This window comes from Eubacterium sp. AM46-8 (assembly GCF_003466705.1).
Classification (GTDB): domain Bacteria; phylum Bacillota; class Clostridia; order Lachnospirales; family Lachnospiraceae; genus Lachnospira.
Genome location: NZ_QSEU01000005.1, coordinates 118,995 through 144,010 on the forward strand (window position 1 = coordinate 118,995; position 25,016 = coordinate 144,010).

20 protein-coding genes and 1 pseudogene are annotated in these 25,016 nt (G+C 38.5%); 17 read left to right on the top strand and 4 right to left on the bottom strand.

What is annotated here, in order from left to right; all coding sequences use genetic code 11:
• Nucleotides 1–13: 13 nt before the first annotated feature.
• Nucleotides 14–268, bottom strand: a complete 255-nt coding sequence (locus tag DW963_RS05040; protein WP_117914099.1) for a hypothetical protein — start codon at nt 266–268, stop codon at nt 14–16.
• A 134-nt stretch (nt 269–402) separates the two neighbouring features.
• Here DW963_RS05040 and DW963_RS05045 point away from each other — a divergent pair, with 134 nt between their 5' ends.
• The 8 genes from DW963_RS05045 to DW963_RS05080 all read left to right on the top strand — a co-directional run bounded on the left by DW963_RS05045 (nt 403) and on the right by DW963_RS05080 (nt 11,516).
• Nucleotides 403–1,143, top strand: coding sequence for a glycosyltransferase family 2 protein (locus tag DW963_RS05045; protein WP_117914100.1), 741 nt, complete (start codon nt 403–405; stop codon nt 1,141–1,143).
• 204 nt (nt 1,144–1,347) lie between these two features.
• A complete protein-coding gene (locus tag DW963_RS05050) occupies nt 1,348–2,961 on the top strand; it encodes a GH25 family lysozyme (RefSeq protein WP_117914101.1) in 1,614 nt (537 codons plus the stop codon).
• Nucleotides 2,962–3,061: 100 nt separating this feature from the next.
• Nucleotides 3,062–4,468, top strand: a complete 1,407-nt coding sequence (locus tag DW963_RS05055) for a hypothetical protein (RefSeq protein ID WP_117914102.1) — start codon at nt 3,062–3,064, stop codon at nt 4,466–4,468.
• 42 nt (nt 4,469–4,510) lie between these two features.
• Nucleotides 4,511–6,880 carry a type I phosphomannose isomerase catalytic subunit gene (locus DW963_RS05060; protein ID WP_117914103.1) on the top strand — a complete coding sequence of 790 codons (2,370 nt, stop codon included), beginning with the start codon at nt 4,511–4,513 and terminating at the stop codon, nt 6,878–6,880.
• Between the two features lie 70 nt (nt 6,881–6,950).
• Nucleotides 6,951–7,688 (top strand): polyprenol monophosphomannose synthase, encoded by a 738-nt coding sequence (locus DW963_RS05065; RefSeq protein WP_117914104.1) that lies wholly within the window; start codon nt 6,951–6,953, stop codon nt 7,686–7,688.
• 33 nt (nt 7,689–7,721) lie between these two features.
• The gene (gene glmM / locus DW963_RS05070; protein WP_117914105.1) at nt 7,722–9,074 is read left to right on the top strand and encodes a phosphoglucosamine mutase; all 1,353 of its coding nucleotides are present in this window, start codon (nt 7,722–7,724) and stop codon (nt 9,072–9,074) included.
• Between the two features lie 406 nt (nt 9,075–9,480).
• Nucleotides 9,481–9,912 (top strand): protease complex subunit PrcB family protein, encoded by a 432-nt coding sequence (locus DW963_RS05075; RefSeq protein ID WP_117914106.1) that lies wholly within the window; start codon nt 9,481–9,483, stop codon nt 9,910–9,912.
• A 20-nt stretch (nt 9,913–9,932) separates the two neighbouring features.
• Nucleotides 9,933–11,516 (top strand): DUF3794 domain-containing protein, encoded by a 1,584-nt coding sequence (locus DW963_RS05080; protein ID WP_158568621.1) that lies wholly within the window; start codon nt 9,933–9,935, stop codon nt 11,514–11,516.
• A gap of 138 nt (nt 11,517–11,654) precedes the next feature.
• Here the strand turns inward: DW963_RS05080 and DW963_RS05085 are convergent, their stop codons facing one another.
• Complete coding sequence (locus tag DW963_RS05085; protein ID WP_117914108.1) at nt 11,655–13,037, bottom strand: MATE family efflux transporter; 1,383 nt, start codon at nt 13,035–13,037, stop codon at nt 11,655–11,657.
• Between the two features lie 214 nt (nt 13,038–13,251).
• Between DW963_RS05085 and DW963_RS05090 the strand changes: the two genes are divergently transcribed.
• From DW963_RS05090 to DW963_RS05125, 7 genes are all read left to right on the top strand, one after another.
• Nucleotides 13,252–14,085: an AraC family transcriptional regulator gene (locus DW963_RS05090; protein WP_117914109.1), complete on the top strand. Its 834-nt coding sequence runs from the start codon at nt 13,252–13,254 to the stop codon at nt 14,083–14,085.
• 92 nt (nt 14,086–14,177) lie between these two features.
• Complete coding sequence (gene ispE / locus DW963_RS05095) at nt 14,178–15,044, top strand: 4-(cytidine 5'-diphospho)-2-C-methyl-D-erythritol kinase (RefSeq protein WP_117914110.1); 867 nt, start codon at nt 14,178–14,180, stop codon at nt 15,042–15,044.
• Between the two features lie 52 nt (nt 15,045–15,096).
• A complete protein-coding gene (locus tag DW963_RS05100; protein WP_117914111.1) occupies nt 15,097–15,765 on the top strand; it encodes a GntR family transcriptional regulator in 669 nt (222 codons plus the stop codon).
• A gap of 123 nt (nt 15,766–15,888) precedes the next feature.
• The gene (spoIIR, locus tag DW963_RS05105; RefSeq protein WP_207740282.1) at nt 15,889–16,524 is read left to right on the top strand and encodes a stage II sporulation protein R; all 636 of its coding nucleotides are present in this window, start codon (nt 15,889–15,891) and stop codon (nt 16,522–16,524) included.
• A gap of 22 nt (nt 16,525–16,546) precedes the next feature.
• Nucleotides 16,547–17,038, top strand: coding sequence for a YwiB family protein (locus DW963_RS05110; RefSeq protein WP_158567481.1), 492 nt, complete (start codon nt 16,547–16,549; stop codon nt 17,036–17,038).
• 28 nt (nt 17,039–17,066) lie between these two features.
• Nucleotides 17,067–18,518, top strand: a complete 1,452-nt coding sequence (locus tag DW963_RS05115; RefSeq protein WP_117914113.1) for a nicotinate phosphoribosyltransferase — start codon at nt 17,067–17,069, stop codon at nt 18,516–18,518.
• Nucleotides 18,519–19,049: 531 nt separating this feature from the next.
• The gene (locus tag DW963_RS05125; protein WP_055216227.1) at nt 19,050–19,490 is read left to right on the top strand and encodes a hypothetical protein; all 441 of its coding nucleotides are present in this window, start codon (nt 19,050–19,052) and stop codon (nt 19,488–19,490) included.
• 482 nt (nt 19,491–19,972) lie between these two features.
• On the opposite strand, the gene DW963_RS05130 is transcribed toward DW963_RS05125, so the two are convergent.
• Both DW963_RS05130 and DW963_RS05135 read right to left on the bottom strand, forming a co-directional pair.
• Nucleotides 19,973–20,710, bottom strand: a complete 738-nt coding sequence (locus tag DW963_RS05130; RefSeq protein WP_055287012.1) for a lysophospholipid acyltransferase family protein — start codon at nt 20,708–20,710, stop codon at nt 19,973–19,975.
• A gap of 56 nt (nt 20,711–20,766) precedes the next feature.
• Complete coding sequence (locus DW963_RS05135; RefSeq protein WP_117914155.1) at nt 20,767–21,795, bottom strand: FAD:protein FMN transferase; 1,029 nt, start codon at nt 21,793–21,795, stop codon at nt 20,767–20,769.
• Between the two features lie 186 nt (nt 21,796–21,981).
• Here DW963_RS05135 and tig point away from each other — a divergent pair, with 186 nt between their 5' ends.
• Together tig and DW963_RS05145 are read left to right on the top strand one after the other, a co-directional pair.
• Nucleotides 21,982–23,166: a trigger factor gene (tig, locus tag DW963_RS05140; protein WP_158568622.1), complete on the top strand. Its 1,185-nt coding sequence runs from the start codon at nt 21,982–21,984 to the stop codon at nt 23,164–23,166.
• Nucleotides 23,167–23,346: 180 nt separating this feature from the next.
• A pseudogene (locus tag DW963_RS05145) lies at nt 23,347–25,010 on the top strand (SulP family inorganic anion transporter).
• Nucleotides 25,011–25,016: the final 6 nt, after the last annotated feature.

Below are 25,016 nucleotides of genomic sequence, written 5' to 3' on the forward strand. Positions count from 1 at the left end.
ACCCATAATAAAGTCACCCCTGAAAATTGTCACTTGCCTTGCGGTCACATAACTGACTATATATATCAGGACCAAGTCCTGTCTGTAATTCTGTGTAGGCTTTTCTTAACTGTTCGTCAGTCATATGCTCACGTCTTCTTTCGATTGCATTAATGCTGTCGACAATCACTTTGTCCTGATTATCGTGAGTTTCCCAATTATACATAGTTTTCCCTTTTACGATAGATTTATTGTTGTTGTCTGTTGGAAGATTTTCTGAGTTATTCATAAATTCACCTCATTATAATATATAAGATATTTTTATATAAGATATTATCTGCATTAATTCCCTGTCTATACTTGAAAAACATGGCATAGCATTGTAATATTAAAGGGTGTGTAAACATCAGAGGGAGAGTATAAATGTTAAATCTAAATGGTATGCTGTCTATTGTTATGCCGGCTTACAATGAGGAAAAACTTATATATCACAGTATCATGGAAACCTTGAGAATTGTTGAAAAGTTTGTTCCTGAATTGGAGATTATTGCGGTTAATGATGGCAGTAAGGATAATACCAAAGCTGAGATAGAAAGAGCTATCAAGCAGGATAGCCGTGTGCGTATGGTAAGTTCTGAAAAGAACAGAGGCAAGGGTAATGCAATAATTGCCGGAGTGTCGCAGGTTGAAGGAAAGTATGTCGCATTTGTTGATGCAGACCTTGAACTTAATCCATCACAGTTAGAAGGTTATCTTAAGAAAATGCTTGATGATAATAAAGATGTTGTTATAGGCTGTAAGTTCCTTAAGGATTCCAAGCTTGATTATCCGTTTAAGAGGAAAGTGATAAGCATGGGTTATTATATAATGCTTCTAGTCTTGTTCCATCTTAATGTTAAGGATACGCAGACCGGGCTCAAGGTATTCAGGGTTGAGGCAATCAAGCCAGTTGCACATCTTATAAGAACATCAGGTTTTGCATATGATATAGAACTTTTAGTGGCAATTCACAGAAGAGGATTTTCGATAGCACAGATGCCTGTGGAGGTTGTATATGTCAGGGATTCCGGTGTAAAGCGTATAGGAATGAAAGATATATGGCAGGCATTCTGCGATACATGGGCAATATTCGGGAGAGTTTATTTCAGACACTATTATGATTAATCAGGAGCTGTTGCATCTGATGAGGCAAGTTATCGTATTAACCTTACTAAAGATTATAAGATAACATATACGGTTGAATACAGGTTTAAAGATCCGAAATCAGGCTGGATAAAAAATACTGCGAGACTGGAAATTATTGTTATGTCAGGTGAAAAGGAATCAACACAGCAGGAAACAAAGGAAGAGGTTTAGTGAGAAGCAGATATGGACGATACAGAGATTAATACAACAGATACAAATGAGACTGAGCCAGAAGGCAAAGAGATAGAAGAAAAAGAAAAGTATGAGGTGCTAGAGGTAGATAAAGTACCTGAGAGTTATAAGGAAAAGATGGCAGCCTTCTTCAAAGTCAGGAAGCATGTTATTATGACTGCAGTGCTGACATCAGTAGCTTTAATAGTGGCAATTGTTGCAATTGTAGTAGGAGTTAATATCAATAAAACACTTAAGAAGCATCAGCCGGAAATAGTTGAAGCAGCAGAGACTGAGACAGAAACTCAACCAGAGACTAAGACACAGGAAGAAACAACCGAAGAGACAGAGACAGAAGAAGAATCAACAGAGGAAGAGACTTATCAGGTGATAGAGAATATCATGACTAAGGTTGTTAAGGATAGCACTGTTACGCAAAAGGAAGATCCGATTAAGAACAGGAATAATGAATCTTCAGGCGAAGTTATAAAGCCAGTTTCCTATGTTGATAATGCTGTTTCTGGAAGCGTAAGCGTATCATCTGTTAAGAAATCTGGCGATGATATTGTGTATACTGTGAAGAGCAGGAAAGCAAAGGATTTCACAGAGAAACAGATTGCAGGATGTGTTAAAGGTTATGTTCTTGTACAGGAGAATGAGCAGGAAAATAAATATACAGGCTATATATATGAGACTGGAATGGTAGAAGTTACTGGTGGAAGCGAAAAGGTTGTCACAACATTTCTTATGAAGAATGATTCTAAGAATGATGAGACAAAGGAAACATCAGAAAATATAAGGACTTTATCCAATATAGAAGAAACTTCACAATTGGGATCAGAAAGTTCAACCGAAAGTAAGAAAGTTTCGTATATAGTTATGGAAGTTGAAGCACAGATAGAATATATATATGCTGACGGATGGCAGAATATCAAAGGAAAAAATTATTACTTTGAAGACTCTAATGCTGTAACAGGATGGAAGAATATCGACGGAGTACAGTACTATTTCAATGAGGATGGTTCACTTGGTTCATCACTTGTAATTGATGTTTCAAGATATAATGGCAGTATTGACTGGGATAGTGTTAAGGCTTCCGGTATTAATTATGCAATGATAAGAGTTGGCTACAGGGGATATGAGACAGCTAATCTTGTCCTAGACAACAGATTTCATGAGAACATGAGCCAGGCAATCGCAGCAGGAGTTAAAGTAGGTGCATATATTGTTACCCAGGCGGTGAATACTACTGAGGCAGTTGAAGAGGCCAGCTTTATTGTATCAGCCTGCAGTGGATATAACATATCACTTCCGCTTGCTATAGATGTAGAAAGCGCAGGTAATGGAAGTGGACGAGGAGATAAGATATCATCATCACAGAGAACAGCAGTTGTTAATGCATTTGCACAGACTGTGAATAATTGTGGATATTCAGCGGTTGTATATGCGAATAAAGACTGGATGAATAACCGTATGTATGCTGGTAATATAAGCTGCAGCGTATGGCTTGCACAGTACAGAAGCCAGTGTACTTACACAGGTCCTTTTTCAATGTGGCAGTTTACTGATAAAGCAAGAGTTAATGGAATATCAGGATATGTTGATATGAGTGTATGGAAACATTAAATGACTATATAAGTGACTATATAAAACAACTGAAAAACGTGACATTTCTTTAACAGAGTGGTATAATCAATCGGAGTGTATATTCACGAGGAGATAAAGTATGAGTAAGAATCAGGAACAGATGAAGGAATTGATTGAAGCCATAAGGTCTGGTCAGAGTGATAAAGAGACTTTATGTAAAGCAATTCAGAAAGATGTTAATAATCTTATATATCCTGTGTTTGGGGAGGATTACAAGAGAATTTCGCCTAGGGCAATAATTGATATATGCATGAATCTTGACAGCATTAATGTTGATAAGAATATTATGCGGCAGATTGCAACAAGAGTATCGGTGTATATGTTCGGTCTTATAGATGATTCTACTATAAGAATAGATGATAATTGTGTATATGAGTACAACCGTATTAAGGAAGATGAAGAATTATTTGGTATTATCAGGGATAATTCCAAGATGTTCAAGGATTTCAAGGCATACGATTCAGTTTCAGACAATATTAAGTCTTTATCAAGAGTACAGACTATAATGATGGAACTTTATGGATATGAGATGCATTCCATTGATGAAATCAAGTCATTGCTTAACACTGACAGAGATACAATTTCTAAGATTATTGGAATGATGAAGAATAATATGTTAGGTATAACCTCTGAGGATGAGGACGTACTTGAATATGAAGCTTTTGATGAGAGAAATGTTGAGGCTGAAGCTGAGACAGATGAAGGTGATGAAATTGTAGCCATAGCACCGGAGGATATCATAATCCCAGAGAACATTACAGATTCTGAATCTGAGGAAGAGCCTCATGATGAAATTGAGGATGAGCCTCAATCTGTGAGTACGGAAGAACGTCCAGTTGAAGAGGCATCTGACATTGGTGTTGAAGAATCGGACGATGAAGAAGAGGGCGTTACATTAGAGTATGAAGAAGATGATTATAATGATGCCCCTATGTATTATGAAAGAGCTGGAAGAAAACGTAACATTATAGACAGACTTGTCGATATGACAGGAAGAATATTTCCAGATACTTCAAGAGGAGCAAGACGTAATATAATATATTCTATTATGATTATGGTTCCGGCTGTTATTGTTATTATTATTTCAATAATTGCAATGTCAGGAGGCGGTAATAAGTCAGATAATAAAGTGTCATCTACTGAATATACAACCAAGGCACCATCTGAGACCGTTGTGAATAAGGAAAGTTCAGGTGTTGCGGAATCAAGTACAGAGATGACAACCGAAAGTACAAGCACACAGCAGGAGACGACACAGGCTGCTACACAGAGAGCAACGGAAGCTTCTACAAGAAGAACAGATGCGGAAACACAGCAGGAGTCAGAAGAAGAGTCAACTGAAGAAGAGACTAGCACACCACAAGAGACAAGTGCACCGGAGACTACTGCTCCACCAGAAGATACAGAATCAACATCTGAAAGTGTTACAGAAAAAACAACTGAGGCTACACAGGCATCAGCAGAGAATGTTTCAGCAGATAACTAAAAAACATACTATCTATAACAGATATTTTAAGAAAGGATTGCTATGAAATGTGTAATATTAGCTGGAGGTAGTGGTGACAGTTTATGGCCATTATCCAGAAGGCAGTTTCCAAAGCAGTTTATGAAAATAAAAGAGGGCCGGTCATTGTTACAGGAAACTGTAGTAAGAAATATGCCGTTCTGTGAGGAATTCATAATAGTTACCAATGAGAGCTATAAGAATATTGTTAATGGACAGATGAAGGCATTTCAGAGTCTTAAGTACAGAGTTATTCTTGAGGGCACACCGAAGGGAACAGGAGCAGCTGTACTGTTAGGAACTATGTTTGCCAATCCATCAGAATTGGTTCTGGTTGTTAATTCGGACAACCTGATTGAAGGCGAAGGATACAAAGAAGCAGTTATTGCTGCTAAAGAATATGCAAAAGAAGGCTATCTTGCGGTACTTGGAATTAAACCAGAATCGCAGTCATCAACTTACGGATACATATTACGTGATAAAGAGAATGTAAAGAAATTCATTGCAAGAATTGATTTTGATGAGAATGAGACAGAGGGTCTGTTAGGTTATGGTTATGATGAAGGATATCTCTGGAACAGCGGAATACTTGTATTCACAGCGGGAGATATGACTAATGCAGCAAGAAAATTGTCGCATGAGCTTTATACAACATGTAAGACTGCCAAGAGAAAAGTACCTGCAATCAGAAGGTCAGTTCGTTTTTCTGAGAGTATAATGCAGCCTATGCCACATGGAAGCATTGAAACGCTTCTCCTTGAAAAATGTGATTCAATCAAAGTAGTAGAAGCAAAGTTTGAGTGGCTTGATGTAGGTAATGCCAGTGATTTGGCTGAATTTGGCAATAATATCAAGTCAGAATGTGTTATTAAATACGACTGTGATAATGTTAATATTATCAATAATGCACCGAGAAGACTGGTAGTGGCTAATGATTTAAGAGATCTAGTTGTTGTTAACACAGATGATGCAACATATGTTTCATCTAAGAAGTCTGCCGATAATATTAAGCAGATTATGAAAGATAACATGGAGACATATGAAGCATTTTTCGATTATAACAGAACTACTTATAAAGAGTGGGGAATGCAGGAGATACTTAATTATTCCCAAGGGTATAAAGTAAGAAAACTTACGATATTTCCTGGAATGTCAATGACTCTTCACCAGCATGAGAAAAGAACGGAACACTGGTCGATAGTCGAGGGTGTTGCAACAATTACAGTTGGTAATGAGACAGCGGATTATAATAAATACGAAAGTGTATTCATACCAGTTGGAGCAAAGCATAAGATAGCTAATAAGACGGATAAGAATGTTGTTGTTATCGAGGTTGGTATAGGAGACAATATTTCCGATAATGACCTTGTAAAGATATATAATCAGGATAATCAGCAGGTATCTAGTTATGTAAGACTTGATAAGAGCCCTATTATAAAGCTCGAGCCTGCATTTAAAGATAATCTGTGGGGCGGAACCAAGATACGTGATGTATATGGCAAAAAATGCGATTATGATGTTATAGGTGAAAGCTGGGAGCTTTCAGCGCATCCTGACGGACAGAGCCGTATAGCAGAAGGAAGATACAAGGGAATGCTCTTTAATGAGTATCTTAATATTATAGGAAAAGATGCACTTGGCTGGAAATGTCAGGCACAGGACAGATTTCCTATTCTTATTAAGTTCATTGATGCAAAACAGGCACTTTCTATACAGATTCATCCGGACGATGAATATGCACTTGAGAATGAGAATGAGTATGGAAAGAACGAGATGTGGTATGTAGTGGACAGTGAGCCCGGTTCATACCTCTATTGTGGTCTTTCAAGAGATGCTTCCAAGGAAGAGATTCTGGAAAGAATCAATAACAATACAATAACTGATATACTTAACAAGATAGAGGTTAAAGCCGGTGATGTTGTTATGGTTAAAGCAGGAACAATTCATGCGATTGGTGCCGGAGTATTTATATGCGAGATACAGCAGAATTCTAACTGTACATATCGTATGTATGACTATGACAGAAGGGATAAGTTCGGTAACCCAAGAGAGCTTCATGTCAAGAAGGCACTTGATGTTGTAGATAATCATAAGTATGTCAAAGATAATAAGACAGAGATAGTTCTGGCAAGGAATGAACATTTTACAGAACAAAGGCTTGTACAGTGTAAATATTTTGAAGTATTCAAGTATGAAGTTACAGATGAAGTTAAGATAGCTGTAGATGAAGCATCATTTGTATCTGTACTGTTTATCAGTGGAAAAGGAACTATCGAAACAGATGATTATGAGAAAGTAATGCCATTCAAGGCAGGAGAAAGTTTCTTTATAAGTGCAGGTCAGAGAGGCATAATTGTTAAGGGTCAGGCGACAATGATTGTTACCAGAGTATAAAAAATGTTTGCGCTTGACGGATTTTGATGTATAATGACCAGAGAATTCTTTATTAAAAGGAGATAAAAACATGTTATCAGTAGTAATACCAACATTTAATGAAAGCAAGAATATCAGAAATTTGGTTGCACAGATTGATGTTGCTTTGAAAGGTGTTGATTATGAAATTGTCTTTGTTGATGATAGTAAGGACAATACACCTGATGTAATTATGGAAGTTGCTAAAGAATATCCACAGGTAAGAATGGAACATAGAAAGAATGGAACAGGCTTGGCAACAGCTGTTCTTGATGGATTTAAGCTTGCAAAGGGCGAGTATATGGCATGTATGGATGCAGATTTACAGCACCCACCAATTGTTCTTAAATATATGTATAAGGCTATGGAAAGCGGTGCAGATTTCTGTATACCTAGCCGTCTTATTCCAGGTGGTGATGATGGCGGACTTAACTGGTATAGAAAGTTTGTATCTGGAACAGCCAGAAAGATAGGACAGGTAATGTTACCATGCCTTAGAAAGATATCTGACCCAACAAGCGGATTATTTATGTTCAGAAGAGAAGTTATTGAGAATGCCGATCTTCAGCCAATCGGATGGAAGATTATGGTTGAAGTTCTTGCTATGGGAACATACAGCAAGGTAGTTGAGATTCCTTATAAGTTCCAGCAGAGAACTGAAGGTGAGTCAAAGCTTTCTGGAAAGGTTACATTAGAGTACTTAAAACAGCTCAAGAATCTTAGAAAGAGATACAACAAGAGCAATAAGTATGAAGTTGAAGTATGGTCAACCGAGAGAATGATGGCATAATAATTGTGCGTATGTTTGGAAGAGGATAATATTATGGGTAAGTATTTTGGAACTGATGGGTTCAGAGGAGAAGCTAATGTGACTCTTACTGTTGACCATGCATTTAAAGTAGGAAGATTCTTAGGATGGTATTATGGCAAGAATCATGAGGACGGTAAAGCTAAGATTGTTATTGGTAAGGATACAAGAAGAAGCAGTTATATGTTTGAGTATTCTTTGGTAGCAGGTCTTACAGCATCAGGAGCAGATGCATACCTGCTTCATGTAACAACTACACCAAGTGTTTCTTATGTAGCAAGAACAGAAGATTTTGACTGCGGAATTATGATTTCTGCAAGCCACAATCCTTTCTATGACAATGGAATTAAGCTTATTAATGCAGCTGGTGAGAAGATGAAGGAGGATGTAATCTCTGAAATCGAGAAATACCTTGATGGTGAGATGGGAGAGATTCCATACGCAACAAGAGAAAAGATTGGATGCACAGTAGATTATACAGCAGGTCGTAACAGATATATGGGATATCTAATGAGTCTCGCAATCTATTCATTCAAGGGAATCAGAGTAGGTCTTGATGCTTCTAATGGTAGTGCATGGACACTTGCCAAGGCTGTATTTGATGCACTTGGAGCTAAGACATATGTTATAAATGCAGCTCCGGACGGAACTAATATTAACGAGAACTGCGGTTCTACACATATTGAAGGTCTTCAGGATTTAGTAAGAAGAGAACATCTTGATGTTGGATTTGCATTTGACGGTGATGCAGACAGATGTCTCTGTGTAGATGAAAAAGGTAATGTTATAACAGGTGACCATATTCTCTACATCTATGGATGCTACATGAAGGACAGAGATAAGCTTGCAGGCAACAAGGTTGTAACAACTGTTATGTCTAACTTCGGACTTTATAAAGCATTTGATGCAGTTGGAATTGAGTACGAGAAGACTAAAGTTGGTGATAAGTATGTATATGAATGTATGTCAGAGAACGGCTACCGCATAGGTGGTGAGCAGTCAGGACATATCATATTCTCTAAATATGCAACAACAGGTGATGGAATTATCACAGCTCTTAAGATGATGGAAGTTATGCTTGCCAAGAAGAAGACATTATCAGAACTTGCAGCATCACTTGCTATCTATCCACAGGTCCTTAAGAACATCAGGGTTACAGATAAGACACAGGCACAGGATGATGCAGATGTTAAAGCTGCCGTTGAGGCAGTTGCCAATGCACTCGGTACAGACGGACGAATCCTCGTACGCGAAAGCGGAACAGAGCCGGTTGTGCGTGTAATGGTTGAGGCTGGAAGCACAGAAGAGTGTGAAAAATATGTCGACCAGGTTATAGATGTCATAAAGAGCAAGGGATACGCTGTGTAAGGTTTGTGTCCATTTGTAAGGTGAACACGCACGCTCCAAGTGTCTGTCTATGGCTTACGCTTTCAGTATTCCTGCGCTTAGCAGGAGTAAATGCCGCTATCTACAGAGTTTATTACAGTGTGTGAAAGCAAACGCACTTCGTTTGAACGAGCTTTCACACACTGAACTTATGTATATAGCGGCATTAACTCCTACACAGCTCGTCATAATTCAAGCATAAGCCATAGACGGACACTGGGAGCTGGCTGCCATCTTCCAAAGGTACATAAACAAACATCAGCATTTTTAGCGGAAAGTTATGCCAAGAGGGGGCATTTGACACTATATACACAAATCAAAACTTTATATGAATATTTTAAGTACCTCCACATAAGATTAATTAGGTCTTATTGTGGGGGTGTTTTTTATGTGTAGAAAAATATGGGGAAAAGTTGTGGTTGTCATGCTTGCATTGTTGATAATTATGCCTGTGTGCGCCATGACGGGGTGTTCTGGCAGCAAAGAACCGGATAATAAGACCAGTGTTGATTATACAGTGGTTGAAAATGCGGATTTGCCGGATGAACTTAAGAAGCTTATTGAAAGCAAAAAAGATAAAGTGATGAGGCTTACATATACGACTAAGGATTATACATATGTTGTGGCCGGTTATGGAACAAGGGAAACCAGCGGATATTCAATTAAGGTTAATAATGTCTATACAGGCGATAATGCACTTTATATTGACATTAACCTGATAGGTCCGGCAGCAGGTGAAGCTGTTAATGAAGTGGAGACATATCCGGTAATAGTGCTTAAGATGGAGCGGCGGGAAGAAAGCGTCGTATTTAAAATGTAGAATGTATGGGAGGTCAGTCTGTGAGACTCAGAACAGAAAATATTCATGAATACAGATTAAAATGTAATACTGTGGCACAGATTACACTAGATGATGATTTTAATGTGCCAGACACGAAAGATGATATTGAACTGATTGTAAAGGAATGGGGCAATGTCCAGACGGACAGCGTTAAAGTCAATAAGGATAAAGCAACAGTGGATGGAGAGTTAAGATTTGCACTGTTGTATATCGGTGCTACTTCCAGCATAGAACGCATGCATCCTGTTAAGATGGATGGCAGAATGAATTTCAGTGAAAATGTTAATCTTTCGAGTGACTGCACTGGTGATTATATAACATGCCAGGCGTCAATAGAGGACCTTAGCATTAAGGCAATTAATTCAAGAAAAATAAGTGTTAAAGCTATTGTAACGCTTAAGCTTATATGTGAGAAGCTTCAGGATATCCAGATGATAACAGGTGTGGAAGAGACTGAAAATACAGATATACAGCAGTTAGGAAAGGAACTTGAGTTCGTGCAGCTTGCTGTTAACCAGCGTGACAATTTCCGAATCAGGGAAAATGTATCACTTCCTGCAGGTAAAACTGAGATACAGGAAATAATCTGGGATGATGTTGATGTGAGAAATTTGAATACAAGACTCGCAGATGACGGTCTTTCACTGACTGGGGAGTTAGACATATTTGTAATGTATATCGGAAACGGTGATGCAGGCAATGTTCAGTGGTATGAGACAACAGCTTCATTTGAGGGACGACTGGATATAAGCGGATGTAATGCAGATATGATACCATATGTTAATTTCCAGATTATCGGAAAGACAATAGAAGAAAGACCCGACCTTGATGGCGAAAACCGCGATATCGCAGTTGAAGTGGTGCTTGATATGGACGTCAAGGCATACGAGGAGCGGAAGAAAGATGTGATAGCGGATATATATTCACCGTCATATGATATGGAGATAGAGACTTCTGATACACAGCTTCGGTGTCTTGTTGTGCGTAACAATGTGTCAAGCCGCGTATCAGGTAATCTGCAGCTTGAAAACTATGCAGACCTTATGCAGATATGTAATTGTACAGCGACAGTGCAGCTGGATGATGTTACATATTCGGCAGGAGAGCTTGTAGTGGAGGGAGTTGTCAGTGCAAATGTGTTTTACATAACGTCAAGCGACAGCCAGCCACTTGGAAGTGTGCATACGATAATTCCATTTGCAGGTACAGTTAAGATTGCCCAGATAAGTGCTGATGAACTTGAATATAATATAAAACCTTCAATACAGCAGCTTTCGGCGACAATAAACAGTGCGGGTGTAATAGAGGTAAAAGCGTCAGTTTCATTGGATGTAATTGTTTTTAAGAATTTTGAATATTGTGGAATCAAGAGTGCATATATTTCAGAAGAAAAATGTGATCTTTCCCAGATGCCGTCAATGACCGGATATATTGCAGATGGTACTAAGACATTATGGGACGTTGCTAAAATGTATCACACAACAGCAGATTCAATAAAGGCAAGTAATCCTGAGTGTGCTGATGGATTGTCAGAGTCGGTAGTTATACCGAGAAAGACAAAACTTCTTTTAGTTAAGGCATAGGGAAAATAAAGCCAGAAGCTTATGAAAGCTTGAGAGAAAGAAGAATTCGAATGAATAAAAGTCTGGAATGTAAATAATCAAGGGGTACATGTGGAAAACACATGTACCACTTAACTTGTTAAATAATAATTATCAGAATTAGCTTTCTGCCTTTTCAATCTTGATTGTAGATTTTTTCCATATTCCTGTCCAGTACAGTGCATAAAGTATGGCAGCGGATGTTCCATTACTGATTACGACAGCATACCATATAGATTCAACCCCCATATTAAGCACATTGGCACATACCCAGAGGGTTAGCAGACGGAATATCCATATTCTTGAAGCATCTACAATCATTGTAATCATGGTGTGACCACTTCCCTGAAAAAGCCCCTGCGTAACATTGTAGAATGCATTGCTCCAGCACCAGAAAGCCATGAGTGAGAGAAAATCTGTTGCAAGCGGGATAACTCTTTCGTCTGCTGAGAAAAATGTTACCATAGCATGTGAAATAAATCTTCTTGATAGAATCAAGCCGAAGAATAACAGGAACAGTGCTCCCATGCGAAGAGCATAATGGTAAGCTTTGTCTGCTCTTTCCTGTTGTCCGGCACCTATATTCTGACCAACGATAGTTGATATGGCGGAGCCGATACCATTTGCAGGCATTGTAATGATACTGTTAATTTTGTTTCCTATACCATAAGCACTTGTTGCAATGAATCCGTAAGCATTAACATTTTTAGTCATAAGAAGGAAACCAAGCTGCATAGTGCTTCCACCGATTGCTGTAGGAAGTCCGATTTTTACAATCGAACCCATCTTGCTTTTATCAAACTTAAATCCCCTGAAATCTATTCTGATAAGCTGTTCTGGTCTTGTAAGTACAATAAGTGCAATCACTGCACATGGAATCTTGGCAATCAGAGTTGCAAGGGCAGCACCACCGATACCCCATTTGAAAACCATAAGAAATAACGGGTCTAATATAAGATTAATAACAACGCCAAACATATTAAGAAGCATTGGTTTTACTGTGTCGCCCTGTGACTGTTTTACAGATGTAAACAGGTTAATTGTGAACAGGAACGGCAGGTCAAGAACAACAATTCTTATGTATGTAAGTCCATATGTGTAGATGCTGCCTTCTGCACCGAGCCACTTCACAAGTCCCGGAGAGACAAGCCAGCATATAAGTGCGCATAATACTGAAAATGCAAGTGAAGTGAGACAGATGTGGTTTGCCATAGAGTTGGCCTGTTTATCTTCTCTTGCACCAAGATACTGTGATATAAGAATCGCACCGGCTGTTGTGATTCCGTTACCAAAATTAATCAGAATATTCTGGAATGGAGACACGAGCGTAATTGCAGACTGGTTCTCAGTTCCTATCTTTCCAAGCCAGAAAGTATCTGTCAGATTGTACATTGACTGTATAAAACTGTTAATCATAACAGGAATTGCCAGCATGAGAATTGCATGGAAAAGATTACCATTAAGAATAATATCTCTCTTGTCTTCACTTATTGGTTTCGCCATAATAGACCTTCTTTCATAATATAGATTTATTAAAATACTTTGCTTTACAGAAAAAATTTCAAAATACTGATTTTTGGTTGACATTTCAAAATCATTTATACATAATATAAGCATAAAAAACAGTGATTTCTACAATTAAACCGATGAAAGATTAAAATAATACAGAAATGTTATTATAATAGTCGTAAAAAGCTGGAATGAGAGGGTGGAATATATGTTTCAGGATATGTCGAAGGATTTTGATATTAAAAGAATAAAAAGAAGTAATACCAGTTGTTCTACAGGAGTAGGGGCACATGTGCATCCGTTTAATGAGATATTCTATCTTTCGAGCGGAGAGTGTACAAGTTTTATTGACCACAACATTTATAAGTTCGGAAAGGGTGATCTTGTTATTGTTCCAAGTGGCTGTCTTCACAGGACAACTTATAATGGAAAAGGAATGCACGAAAGAATTGTTATAAGCTTCAGAAATGAAGCAACTGAATGGATTCAGAACCAGACTGGTAAAGAGCTTATGGAAAACTGTATGAAGCCGGGAGTTATTAATATTCCTGAAAAAAGAAGAGACTATGTTGTTGCCCTGCTTGATAAACTGTTATTTGAAAATGATTCTCCTGATGAACTGTCGCCGGCATTCATAAAGGTGGGGCTTATAGAACTGCTGCTTTTTATTATCCGCTGTAAGAATTATGAGGAAAATGTTATTAAAGAAATTGATGTAGATAATCGAATAATTCAGGAAGTTGCCACATATATATATGAACACTATGCCGATAATCTGTCACTTGAAAATGTTGCAGAAAAATTTAACTTAAGCAGGTCATATCTTTCTAAGAAATTTAAGACAGCTACTGGATTTGGATTTAAAGAATATATTATTAATGTCAGAATTCAGAATGCCTGCAGACTTCTGCTTGAGACAAACAGGTCTATTACTGACATTGCATTTGAATGTGGATTTAATGACAGTAATTATTTTGGTGATGCATTCAGGAAGGCAAAGGGAATTTCGCCCCATAAGTATCGTAAGAATGAAACATTTTAGAATTGTAATTATAAGATTGTACTTGATTTTGTACAATTTCTTTAATATAATAGTCTTGAAAAATGGATTTTGTATACAAGGTTAGGTGATATATGGAAAGTATCAGATTAAAGGCAAGAGCTAAGATTAATCTTGGACTTGATGTTATTGGAAGACGCGAGAACGGATATCATGATGTAAGAATGGTAATGCAGACTGTTGGTTTGTATGACCGTATTATAATGACAAGGATTTCGGAGGAAGAGATAAGAATTAAGACTAATATAGGATTTCTACCTGTGAATGAGAATAATCTTGTTTATAAGGCAATTATGCTTATGAAGAGTAAGTATAAGCTTGATGGAGGAATAGAGGTTGATCTTAATAAATTCATTCCTGTTGCTGCTGGAATGGCTGGAGGTTCAAGTGACGCAGCAAGTGCACTTTTCGGAATGAACAGACTTTATGAGCTTAATCTTCCTATGGGGGAACTTATGAATATAGGTGTTGAGATAGGAGCAGATGTCCCTTATTGTATTATGAGAGGCACAGCGTTAGCTGAGGGAATTGGCGAGAAGCTTACAAGGCTTCCGGATATGCCATTCTGTCATATTCTTATAGCAAAGCCACCGGTTAATGTATCGACAAAGCTTGTCTATGAGAATCTTGACAGTACACAAATCAAGTCACATCCTGATATAGATGGAATAATTGAGGCTATTAAGTTAAAGAATGTTGCACTTGTTGCTTCAAGAATGGGTAATGTATTAGAGTCGGTTACAGTGCCATTGTATCCGGTTATTGACAGTATTAAGAGGGATATGATAGAACATGGAGCCATTAATGCAATGATGAGCGGAAGTGGTCCGACAGTATTTGGAATATTCCCTGATGAACAGTCGATGATAGCGTGCCAGCAGTTCTTAAGACAGAAGGGCGAAGCAAGGCAGGTGTATACAACGGAAACATTTACTCCATAATATATATGAAAACAACACACATTCAGAGTAATAGAGAAAGGCAAGGTTTTATATGAAAGGTGAACTTAAGATGGATGTTAATGACTATCTCCCATTAAGAGATGTGGTTTTTAATACTTTAAGACAGGCGATTCTTCGTGGTGAGATGGAGCCAGGTGAAAGGCTTATGGAAATTCAACTCGCCGATAAGCTTGGAGTGAGCAGAACTCCTATAAGAGAGGCAATCAGAAAGCTTGAACTTGAAGGCCTTGTTATTATGATTCCAAGAAAGGGTGCTGAGGTTGCCCATATAACAGAGAAGGACATGAGAGATGTTCTTGAGGTAAGAGCAGCACTTGAGGAGCTTGCAGCAACACTTGCATGCCGCAATGTTACTCCGGAGCGAATTGAAGAGCTTAAGATGGCTAATAAGAGATTTGAAGCAGCAATTATATCTAAGGATGTGGTTGCAATTGTAGATGCTGATGTGAATTTCCATGATAGTATATATGCAATGACAGATAATCAGAGACTTATTCAGATTATTAACAATCTAAGAGAGCAGATGTACAGATACAGGCTGGAATATGTTAAGGATGCAAGAGCACATTCTATTCTTATAAGCGAACATAATGACATCATTGATAAGCTTTCTAAGAAAGATGAAGAAAATACTAAGATTGTCATAAGACAGCATATTACTAATCAGGAAAAGGGTATTATCAGACTTCTTAACAAATAATCTTTAGATTACACGGAGGCTGGCTGTATATGCCAGCCTTTGTTAGTTTGTAAATTTCTGTTTATTATGCAAATATATGGATATAATCCCAGATATGAAGATATATCAGGGGGTAAATATCATATGAACATTAAAAAGAAACTTGGAATTCTGCTTATTGTTATAATAGTTGTCAGTGGACTGGTTGGTTATTACAGAGTGTTTTATGCAGGAAATTTAGAGGCAGTTACAGAAGGCATATCTGAGAGTATTATAAGATTCCATGTGAGGGCCAACAGTGATTCTCAGGAAGACCAGGAGGTTAAGCTTAAGGTTAAGGAAGCAGTAGTTGATTACATAAGACCGGCTCTTTCAGAGTCAGATTCTCTTTCAGAGTCAAGAGCTATATTAGAGTCAGAAAGTGATAACATAAGAAATGTTGCAATTAAGACTTTAAGAGATAATGGATTTATGGAAGATGTAAGCGTGTATTTTGAGAAAAGTTATTTTCCGGTTAAATCATATGGTGATGTTACATTTCCAGCAGGATACTATGAGGCATTCAGAGTTGACATAGGAGAGGCAGAAGGAAAGAACTGGTGGTGCGTACTGTATCCACCATTATGTTTTGTAGATGCAGTGTATGGCGTAGTTCCAGAGGATTCTAAGGAAAAGCTTGCAGGAGTTCTTACAGATGAAGAATATAAGACAGTAACTGACAGGGGCTGTAAAGTCAGATTTAAATATTTAACATTTATAAATGAACTGCTTGGGTTATAAGCAGTCAGTGGAGGAAGGACGATTGAATAATAAGGATAAGGTCTTTATTAAGATAAAAGGTTTATATACCGGAACGATGGAAGAAGGATTTCAGAGTGACGGGGAAAATATAGATGAAATTGAGACTCAGGACGATGAAATTGAAGTTATTAATGTTGGAACGTATTCAGTTGTTAACGGCAAAGAATATATACGGTATGAGGAAGTATATGATGATTCACAGGAACGGTCAAGCAGCATAATAAAGATTGATGGTGACAGCGTAGAGGTGACAAAGAAGGGCGTTGTATCTACTAAGATGAGGTTTACAATGGGTAGTAAAAATATGACTTATTACCAGACACCTTATGGAAATATGAGCCTGGGGATTATCACAAAAAGTCTTGAAATTGAACGAACTGAGGATACAATAAGTATATATCTTGTGTATGGAATGGAAGTAAATTGTGAACATCTTTCAGATTGTGATATGCAGATAACAATAACAACCAGAGAACTTAGAATTGATGAATAGTACATTTTTCTTTGAAAAAGGAGTAGTTATGAAGAAACAGTTTGATGAGAGAAATCTTACAATGGTAATGGATTTTTATGAACTTACAATGGCTAATGGTTATTTTAAGGATGAGGACAAGGAAAGAAAGGTTGCATTTGATGTGTTCTACAGAAAGAACCCTGATAATGCCGGATATGCTATATTTGCAGGACTTGAACAGATTATTGAATATATTGAGAATCTGCATTTTGACGAAGATGATATTGAATACTTAAGAGGTCAGGGGCTTTTTGGGGAAGAATTCCTTACATACCTTGCCAACTTTAAGTTCAGAGGAGATATTTATTCATTCCCGGAAGGAACTATTATGTATCCTAATGAACCTGTAATCACTGTTGTTGCACCGTTACTTGATGCACAGCTTGTTGAAACTGCAATTCTTCTTCAGGTTAACCACCAGTCACTTATTGCAACCAAGACAAGAAGAATAGTGCGTTCAGCTAAGGGACGTGCTGTATCAGATTTCGGTGCAAGACGTGCACATAACATGGATGCAGCAGTATATGGTGCAAGGGCAGCTTATATAGGTGGTGCAGTTGGAACAGCTACTGTTCTTGCCGGTCAGATGTTTAATATTCCAATCAGTGGAACAATGGCACACAGCTGGGTAATGTTTTATCGTGATGAATTTGAAGCATTTAAGCATTATGCGGAGAATTACCCGGATGCAACTGTGCTTCTCGTAGATACTTATGATGTTGTTAAATCGGGTATTCCTAATGCAATCAGGTGTGCCAAGGAAGTACTTGAGCCAATGGGCAAGCGTCTTAAGGGCATCCGTCTTGACAGTGGTGACCTTGCATATCTATCTAAGAGGGTAAGGAAAATGCTTGATGATGCTGGTCTTACTGACTGTAAGATAGTTGTTTCCAACAGTCTTGATGAATGGACTATTATGTCAATATTAGAGCAGGGCGGCTGCATTGACAGCTTTGGTGTAGGTGAGAGACTTATAACAGCAAAGTCAGATCCAGTATTTGGAGCTGTATACAAGATTGCAGCAGTAGAGGAGAATGGAGTATTCCAGCCAAGAATTAAGATTTCTGAAAATGTCGAGAAGATAACAAACCCGGGTCTTAAGAAGGTTTACAGAATATATGACGAGAATAAAAAGGCAATAGCAGACCTTATAGCAGGTGCTGATGAGGTTGTTGACCTTTCAAAGCCTTACCGCTATGTAGACCCTGTAAAGCCTTGGAAGAACAGATACTTTGAAAACTGCACAGCAGTAGAGTTACAGCAGCTTGTTGTAAAGAACGGCAAGCGTGTAGTGGATAGGGTTTCAATAGATGAAATCAAGAAGTATGTTCAGGAACAGCTCAGTGACAATATATGGGAAGAGGAGCAGAGATTTGAGAATCCTCATAACCATTATCTTGACATGAGCCCGGCATATTATGATATGAAGATGTCACTTCTTCATAAGTTGACTGACTAGAGGAAAGTGGCAGACGGACGGGGGCAGGGTGTGTATATGCTGCATCGTAAGACACGCTCCCGCTCGTGGAAAGGCGTAGCGGTACTAGGCGCACTGCCTCACTTCGTGAGGTGCGTTTGCCAAGTGCCGACGCCTTTCCAACGGTCTTACGCTACAGCATATGCACACCCTGCCCCCTTACGATGTCACTTCCCCTGTCCGCCTTTGGCGGAGGCGGGTCTGGCGAGAGTGAATCCCGCAGAGAGCGATGGTGCCAAAGGCACCAAGCAAGTTTTTGTGGGGAGGTGGGCGGAGTGTGTGGGTATATGTTATTTTCAGACCGTTGGAAGTGCGTCGGCACTTAGTGAACACACCTCACGAAGTGAGGCAGTGAACTTAGTGTCCGCTACGCACTTTCACGAGCGGGAGCGTGTCTGGAAATGACATATACCCACACAATCCGCCCCAGAGTCCAACACAAAACACTTGCAATTACTGATTGTTTTGATATAATTAACTAGTATATGAAAAGTTAACGAAGGAGTAGTAAATATGCCAGTTTGGAGTATTGTTTTATTGATAGTTATTGCTGTACTTATAGCAGCACTTGTTGCACTTACTATTGTGGGTAGAAAGCTTCAGAAGAAGCAGGAAGCTAATAATGCACAGTTAGAGGCTGCAAAGCAGGTTATGTCAATGCTTGTCATTGATAAGAAGATGATGAAGATGAAAGATGCAGGACTTCCAAAGATGGTCTTAGACCAGACACCTAAGGCATTCAGAGGGCGTAAGATGCCAATAGTTAAGGCAAAGATTGGACCAAGAGTTATGTCACTTATGTGTGATCCTAAGGTATTTGACCAGATTCCAATTAAGGCAGAAGTCAAGGCAGAAGTAAGTGGTATCTATATTGTAGGTATAAAGTCTGTAAGAGGTGGAAAGATTGTAGTTCCTGAAAAGAAAAAGAAGGGATTTTTTAAGAAGAATAAGTAAGGATGAGAGGCTACATCAGCGAATATGCTGGTGTAGTCTTTTTTTTCTGCCGTGAGGGAGGGCTGTGGCTGGGGTGTATGTCGTTTTCAGACACGCTCCCGCTCGTTAAAATGCGTAGCGGATACTAAGCGCACTTCCTCACTGCGTGAGGTACGTTTGCTAAGTACCGACGCATTTTAAACGGTCTGGAAACGACATACACCCCAGCCACAGCCCACTACTTCCGGTAGAAAATCAATTACCAGCGTTGCCGCCCCGCTCCCGCAAAGTTTCCGCAGGAAACAAGCGCCCGTAGATTAAGCGAAGTGTAAGGTCAGGATGGAGGTATGTTGTAGTTTCAGACCGTTGGAAAGGCGTCGGCACTTGGCAAACGCACCTCACGAAGTGAGGCAGTGCGCCTAGTACCGCTACGTCTTTTCACGAGCGGGAGCGTGTCTGAAACTACAACATACCTCCATCATGACCGCCCACTTTAAACCAATCTACACAAGTGCCTTGTTTTCCTCGTACATCTTCTCAATAAGATCCTGCACATCCTTGGCAAGAGTTTTTTTCTGCTCGCGGTCCATGCTGGCGACATCGATTGGCTTGCCAAATTCAAGGACAGTGTGAGTCTTTTTAAAGAATGGAAGGTGGTCTTCTAATGCAGCAGCTGTGTTGTTCTGTACCATAGGAATAATCCTGCAGCCTGATTTTTCAGCAAGCTTAAAGCTTCCTGCATGGAAAGGGAGAACACCATCAATGCTTTTATTTCTTGTTCCTTCAGGGAATATAACAATTGAAGTTCCAGCTTTCAAGTAATCAATACCGGTAAGGATAGTCTTTAAACCTTCTTTCATATTCTTTCTGTCAAGGAAGAGGCAGTAAAGATATTTCATCCATATATTAAGAAGAGGGACTTTTTCAATCTCTTTCTTGGCAACAAAGCCAGTTCTGGGTTTCATGTATGTGTAAGAAATAATTGTGTCGAAGAAACCATGGTGATTGCCTACAAAAAGTACAGCTTCTCCGTCTTTAGGGAGGTTTTCAAGTCCTTTTACAGTTGTTGTAACACCAGACAGAAAAAGAACAACCTTAAAAACACCCTGCACAAAGCGGAGACTTCCGCGATCCTTAGCATCCTGATTGAACTTGCCAATAAGCCAGAATACAGGAAGCATTATAAGGCTGGCAAAGAATATTATTATAGCAAATATAACGATTAATATGAGTCTTATCATTGTATGTTCTCCATTTCATTTTTGATATTAAGTTAAGCCTGGTAGCGCGAGATATCTCAGCTCTTTACATAGGCCTTCGCTCCACTAGAATAGTGAATTTCACCTTCATTAGTCACAAATACAGCTTCAATTCCATCAAGGCTTTCAATAAGTTTCATGCCGTCTTCAAGCCCAAGGCAGAAGCAGGTAGTGCTCAAGCAGTCTCCGGTGAGCGAATCCTTTGATAGAATAGTAACATCGGACAGGTCGTTGTCATAAGAATAACCTGTAGCCGGGTTAAGTATATGATGATAAAATGTTCCATCATCAGCATAGAAATAACGCTCATAGTTGCCGGATGATACAACAGAGGAATCATCAACAGAAAGAGCAACAAGCACTTCATTATTGGCTGCAAATGGCTTCCTTACGCCAATTCCAAAGTTATCCGTGTTAGTTTTCTTACCTATACATAAAACATTGCCACCAAGATTGATTATAGCACGTTTTACACCATTTTCTTCAAGAAAATCTTTGATTTTGTCGGCAATATAGCCTTTAGCAACAGCTCCGAGGTCAAGGATGACATCATCAGGCTTGCTGATTGAATAAGTACCATCACCGTTATCGGACACACTGACCCTGGTGTAATCGACATGTGTCAAAGCTTCAGCAATACGTCCGCTGTCAGGAACTTTCGGAGATTCCGCAGTGAAATCCCACAGTCTGGAAACGCTTCCTATTGTTATGTCAAATGCTCCATTACTCAAAGCAGCATATTCAAGTCCGGCACTTACTAATTCATACATTTCCTTAGATATGCTTGTTGTCTGGTTAGAATTAACCTTTGATAACTCGCTATCTTCCTTAGTCCTTGAAAAAATGTTTTCGTAGTAGTCACACAGATTAAGAGCTTCCGTAAGAGTATTCTTAGAAACACTTGTGTATGAGTCAATCTGCACAAATGTGTTTAACTTAAAGCCGTTCACAGACTCCGGGGTAGTCAGTGTAACTGCAGGTTTTTCGCAGGCGGTAAGCACAAAGCCCAGAGCCAGAATAACAGTAAACACATATGAAAAGCATTTTATTTTATTAAATTTCTTCATAGAATAATTACCGGAATAAACCGGCATCCTCCAAAAATTTTTAACACATTGAGATTATAACAGTTTAACGCTGTATAAAAAAGTGAAATTAGTGTGAAATTACTTTTATTTTTTTGATAAATGTGCTATAAATATAAGGCTTGCTGTTAGGCAGGAATGTTTATGTATGTAGAAATGAGGAAGTATATGAAAAAGAAGTTATTCAGTGTGTTACTTGTAGGTGCACTTGCAGCATCATTAGTAGCATGTGGTAAAACAGAAAAGAAAGAAGCTAAAGCTTCTACAGCTAACACAGAGATAAATGCAGAAGAGTATGCAGGAACAATTACATCTAATGCAGGAGTATATAAGACATTTGTTAATCTTTCAGACTGGAAAGGAATGTCTGTTGATCTTAAGGAGTCAGATTATGTTGTTCTTGATTCAGATGTTGAGGATTATATCAAGAGCATGCTTGAATCAAAGGCTACAACTAATGTTATAACAGAGGGAACAACTAAGGCAGGAGATGTTATTAAGCTTGATTACAGTGGTAAGCTTGATGGAACAGCATTTTCAGGGGGAACTGCTACAGATGCTACTTACACAATAGGTTCAGGAAAGTTCATTGATGATCTTGATAAGGGCCTTGTGGGACTTACAGTAGGTAAGGAGACTGATATTACATGTGTATTCCCAGAGAGCTATTACAATTCAGATCTTGCAGGAAAGACAACAGTATTCACAGTAACTGTTAATGAAATTGACGAATCAGTTGTTCCAGAACTTACAGATGAGTGGGTTGCAGCTAATGCTGCTTCATTAGGAATTGAGGATAGTTCAGTTACAACAGTTGAGCAGTTAAGAACATATGTAAGGTCTTACCTTGAGACACAGGCTTCATCAAGCCGTTCAAGTGCTATATTTGATGCTGCTTATAAACAGATGTCTGATGGACTTGACGTTTCAGATTATCCAAGTGAAGAACTTACAGATTTATTAAATACTCTTAACAGTAACGTAGATGCAGAATATCAGTCATATAGCTCATCATACTCTTCTAAGGAGGCGTATATTAAGAGTGCATATAACTTTGATTCACTCGATGCATTTAACGAGTATGCAGATAATTATGCAAAGCAGTATCTTTTACAGAAGATGATTGTAACTATGATAGCTGCTGATAACAATATCACTGTTACTGCAGATGATATTAATTCAACAGGTGAGGAGCTTGCTTCATATTATGGTTATGATGACTATAATGATATTCTTGATACTTATGGCAAGACTATGAATTCAGAGATTGGATATCAGGTTCTTTATCAGAAGATAGTTGATTTTGTGTGTGAGAATGTTACGGTTAATGATACAACAGATACAGCAGAGTAATTCGTGATTAAGTTAATATTTAATGTTTGACAGGACTAAGGTTGCACAGCTATTAATGGGTGTGCAGCCTTATTTATTCTTATTATTTCCGCATTAAAACGGGATTTACATATATGAGCAGGCAGGTTCTGTACTATTAATAATATGAGAAATGTGGTAAAACCACTTAAGGGGAAAACAATGAATCAATTTGTACCAAAGCTTTTTGATGTTATGAAAGGCTATTCTAAGAAGCAGTTTGTTAATGATGTTATTGCAGGTATTATCGTTGCAATCATAGCGTTACCATTATCTATCGCACTTGCGCTTGCATCAGGAGTAGGTCCTGAGCAGGGTATCTACACAGCTATATTTGCTGGTTTTGTTATTTCATTCCTTGGCGGAAGCAGGGTTCAGATTGCCGGACCAACAGCCGCATTTGCAACTATTGTTGCAGGAATTGTGGCACAGAACGGAATGGATGCCTTATTGTTGCAACAATTATGGCTGGTATCATTCTTATTATCATGGGATTTCTTAAATTTGGTAATCTTATCAGATTTATTCCTTATACAATTACAACTGGATTTACATTTGGTATAGCAGTTACTATTCTTGTAGGACAGATTAAGGATTTCTTAGGTCTTGATACTTCTGCGTATACAGGACCAACTATTGAGACACTTGATAAGTTAAATGCAGTGTTTAAATGTATTAACACATTTAACTGGCAGGCTCTTGTTGTAGGTGGTGTATCACTTGCAATTCTTATAATATGGCCTAGATTCAAGAAGTTAGAGAAGATTCCAGCATCTTTAATTGCTGTTATAGTTTCTGTAATTATGGTTAAACTTGGAATGCAGGCTAAGACTATCGGAGATTTATATACAATTTCAAGCAAGCTGCCGGGTATCAGCATACCACATGTTAATATAACAATGGCTAAGAATCTTTTGCCAGATGCATTTACAATTGCGGTACTTGCAGGTATTGAGTCACTTTTATCATGCGTTGTTTCTGATGGTATGATTGGAAGCAGACATAAGCCTAATATGGAACTCGTTGCGCAGGGTGCAGGTAACCTTGTGTCTGCTTTATTCGGTGGAATTCCAGCAACAGGTGCTATTGCGAGAACAGCAGCTAATGTTAAGAATGGTGGACGTACACCAATCGCTGGTATGGTTCATTCTGTAACACTTCTTCTTATCCTTGTTGTGCTTATGCCATATGCAGCATGGATTCCAATGCCGGCAATTGCAGCGATTCTTTTCATGGTAGCTTATAACATGAGTGGCTGGAGAGAAATGATTTCTCTTTGTAAGACTTCACCAAAGAGTGATATTCTTGTACTTCTTACAACAGCAGTGCTTACTATTGTATTTGATCTTGTTGTTGCAATTGAAGTTGGCGTTGTGCTTACTGCACTTTTATTCCTTAAGAGAATGGCTGATGTTACTGAGGTTAAGAGCTGGAAATATATTGGCGATAATATAGATGAGAATAATGATCCTGACAGTATTAATCTTAAGCAGGTTCCTAAGGATACACTTGTATATGAGATTAACGGACCTATGTTCTTTGCAGCTGCAGACAAATTCCTTGATATCCAGACTGTATCAGGTTCTAAGGCAGTTATTGTAAGAATGAGAGGCGTTCCAGCAATGGATGTTACTGCCCTCAGATCTTTAAGAAATATTCATGCGGTATGTAAAAGACATGGTTCTGTTATGATTCTTTCACATGTAAATGAACAGCCTATGTCAGTTATGGAGCATGCTGGCTTTGCGGATGAGATTGGAAGAGATAATTTCTGTGCCAATATTGATGCAGCTCTTGAGCATGCTAAAAATATTGTAGAAGGGTAATGCTAA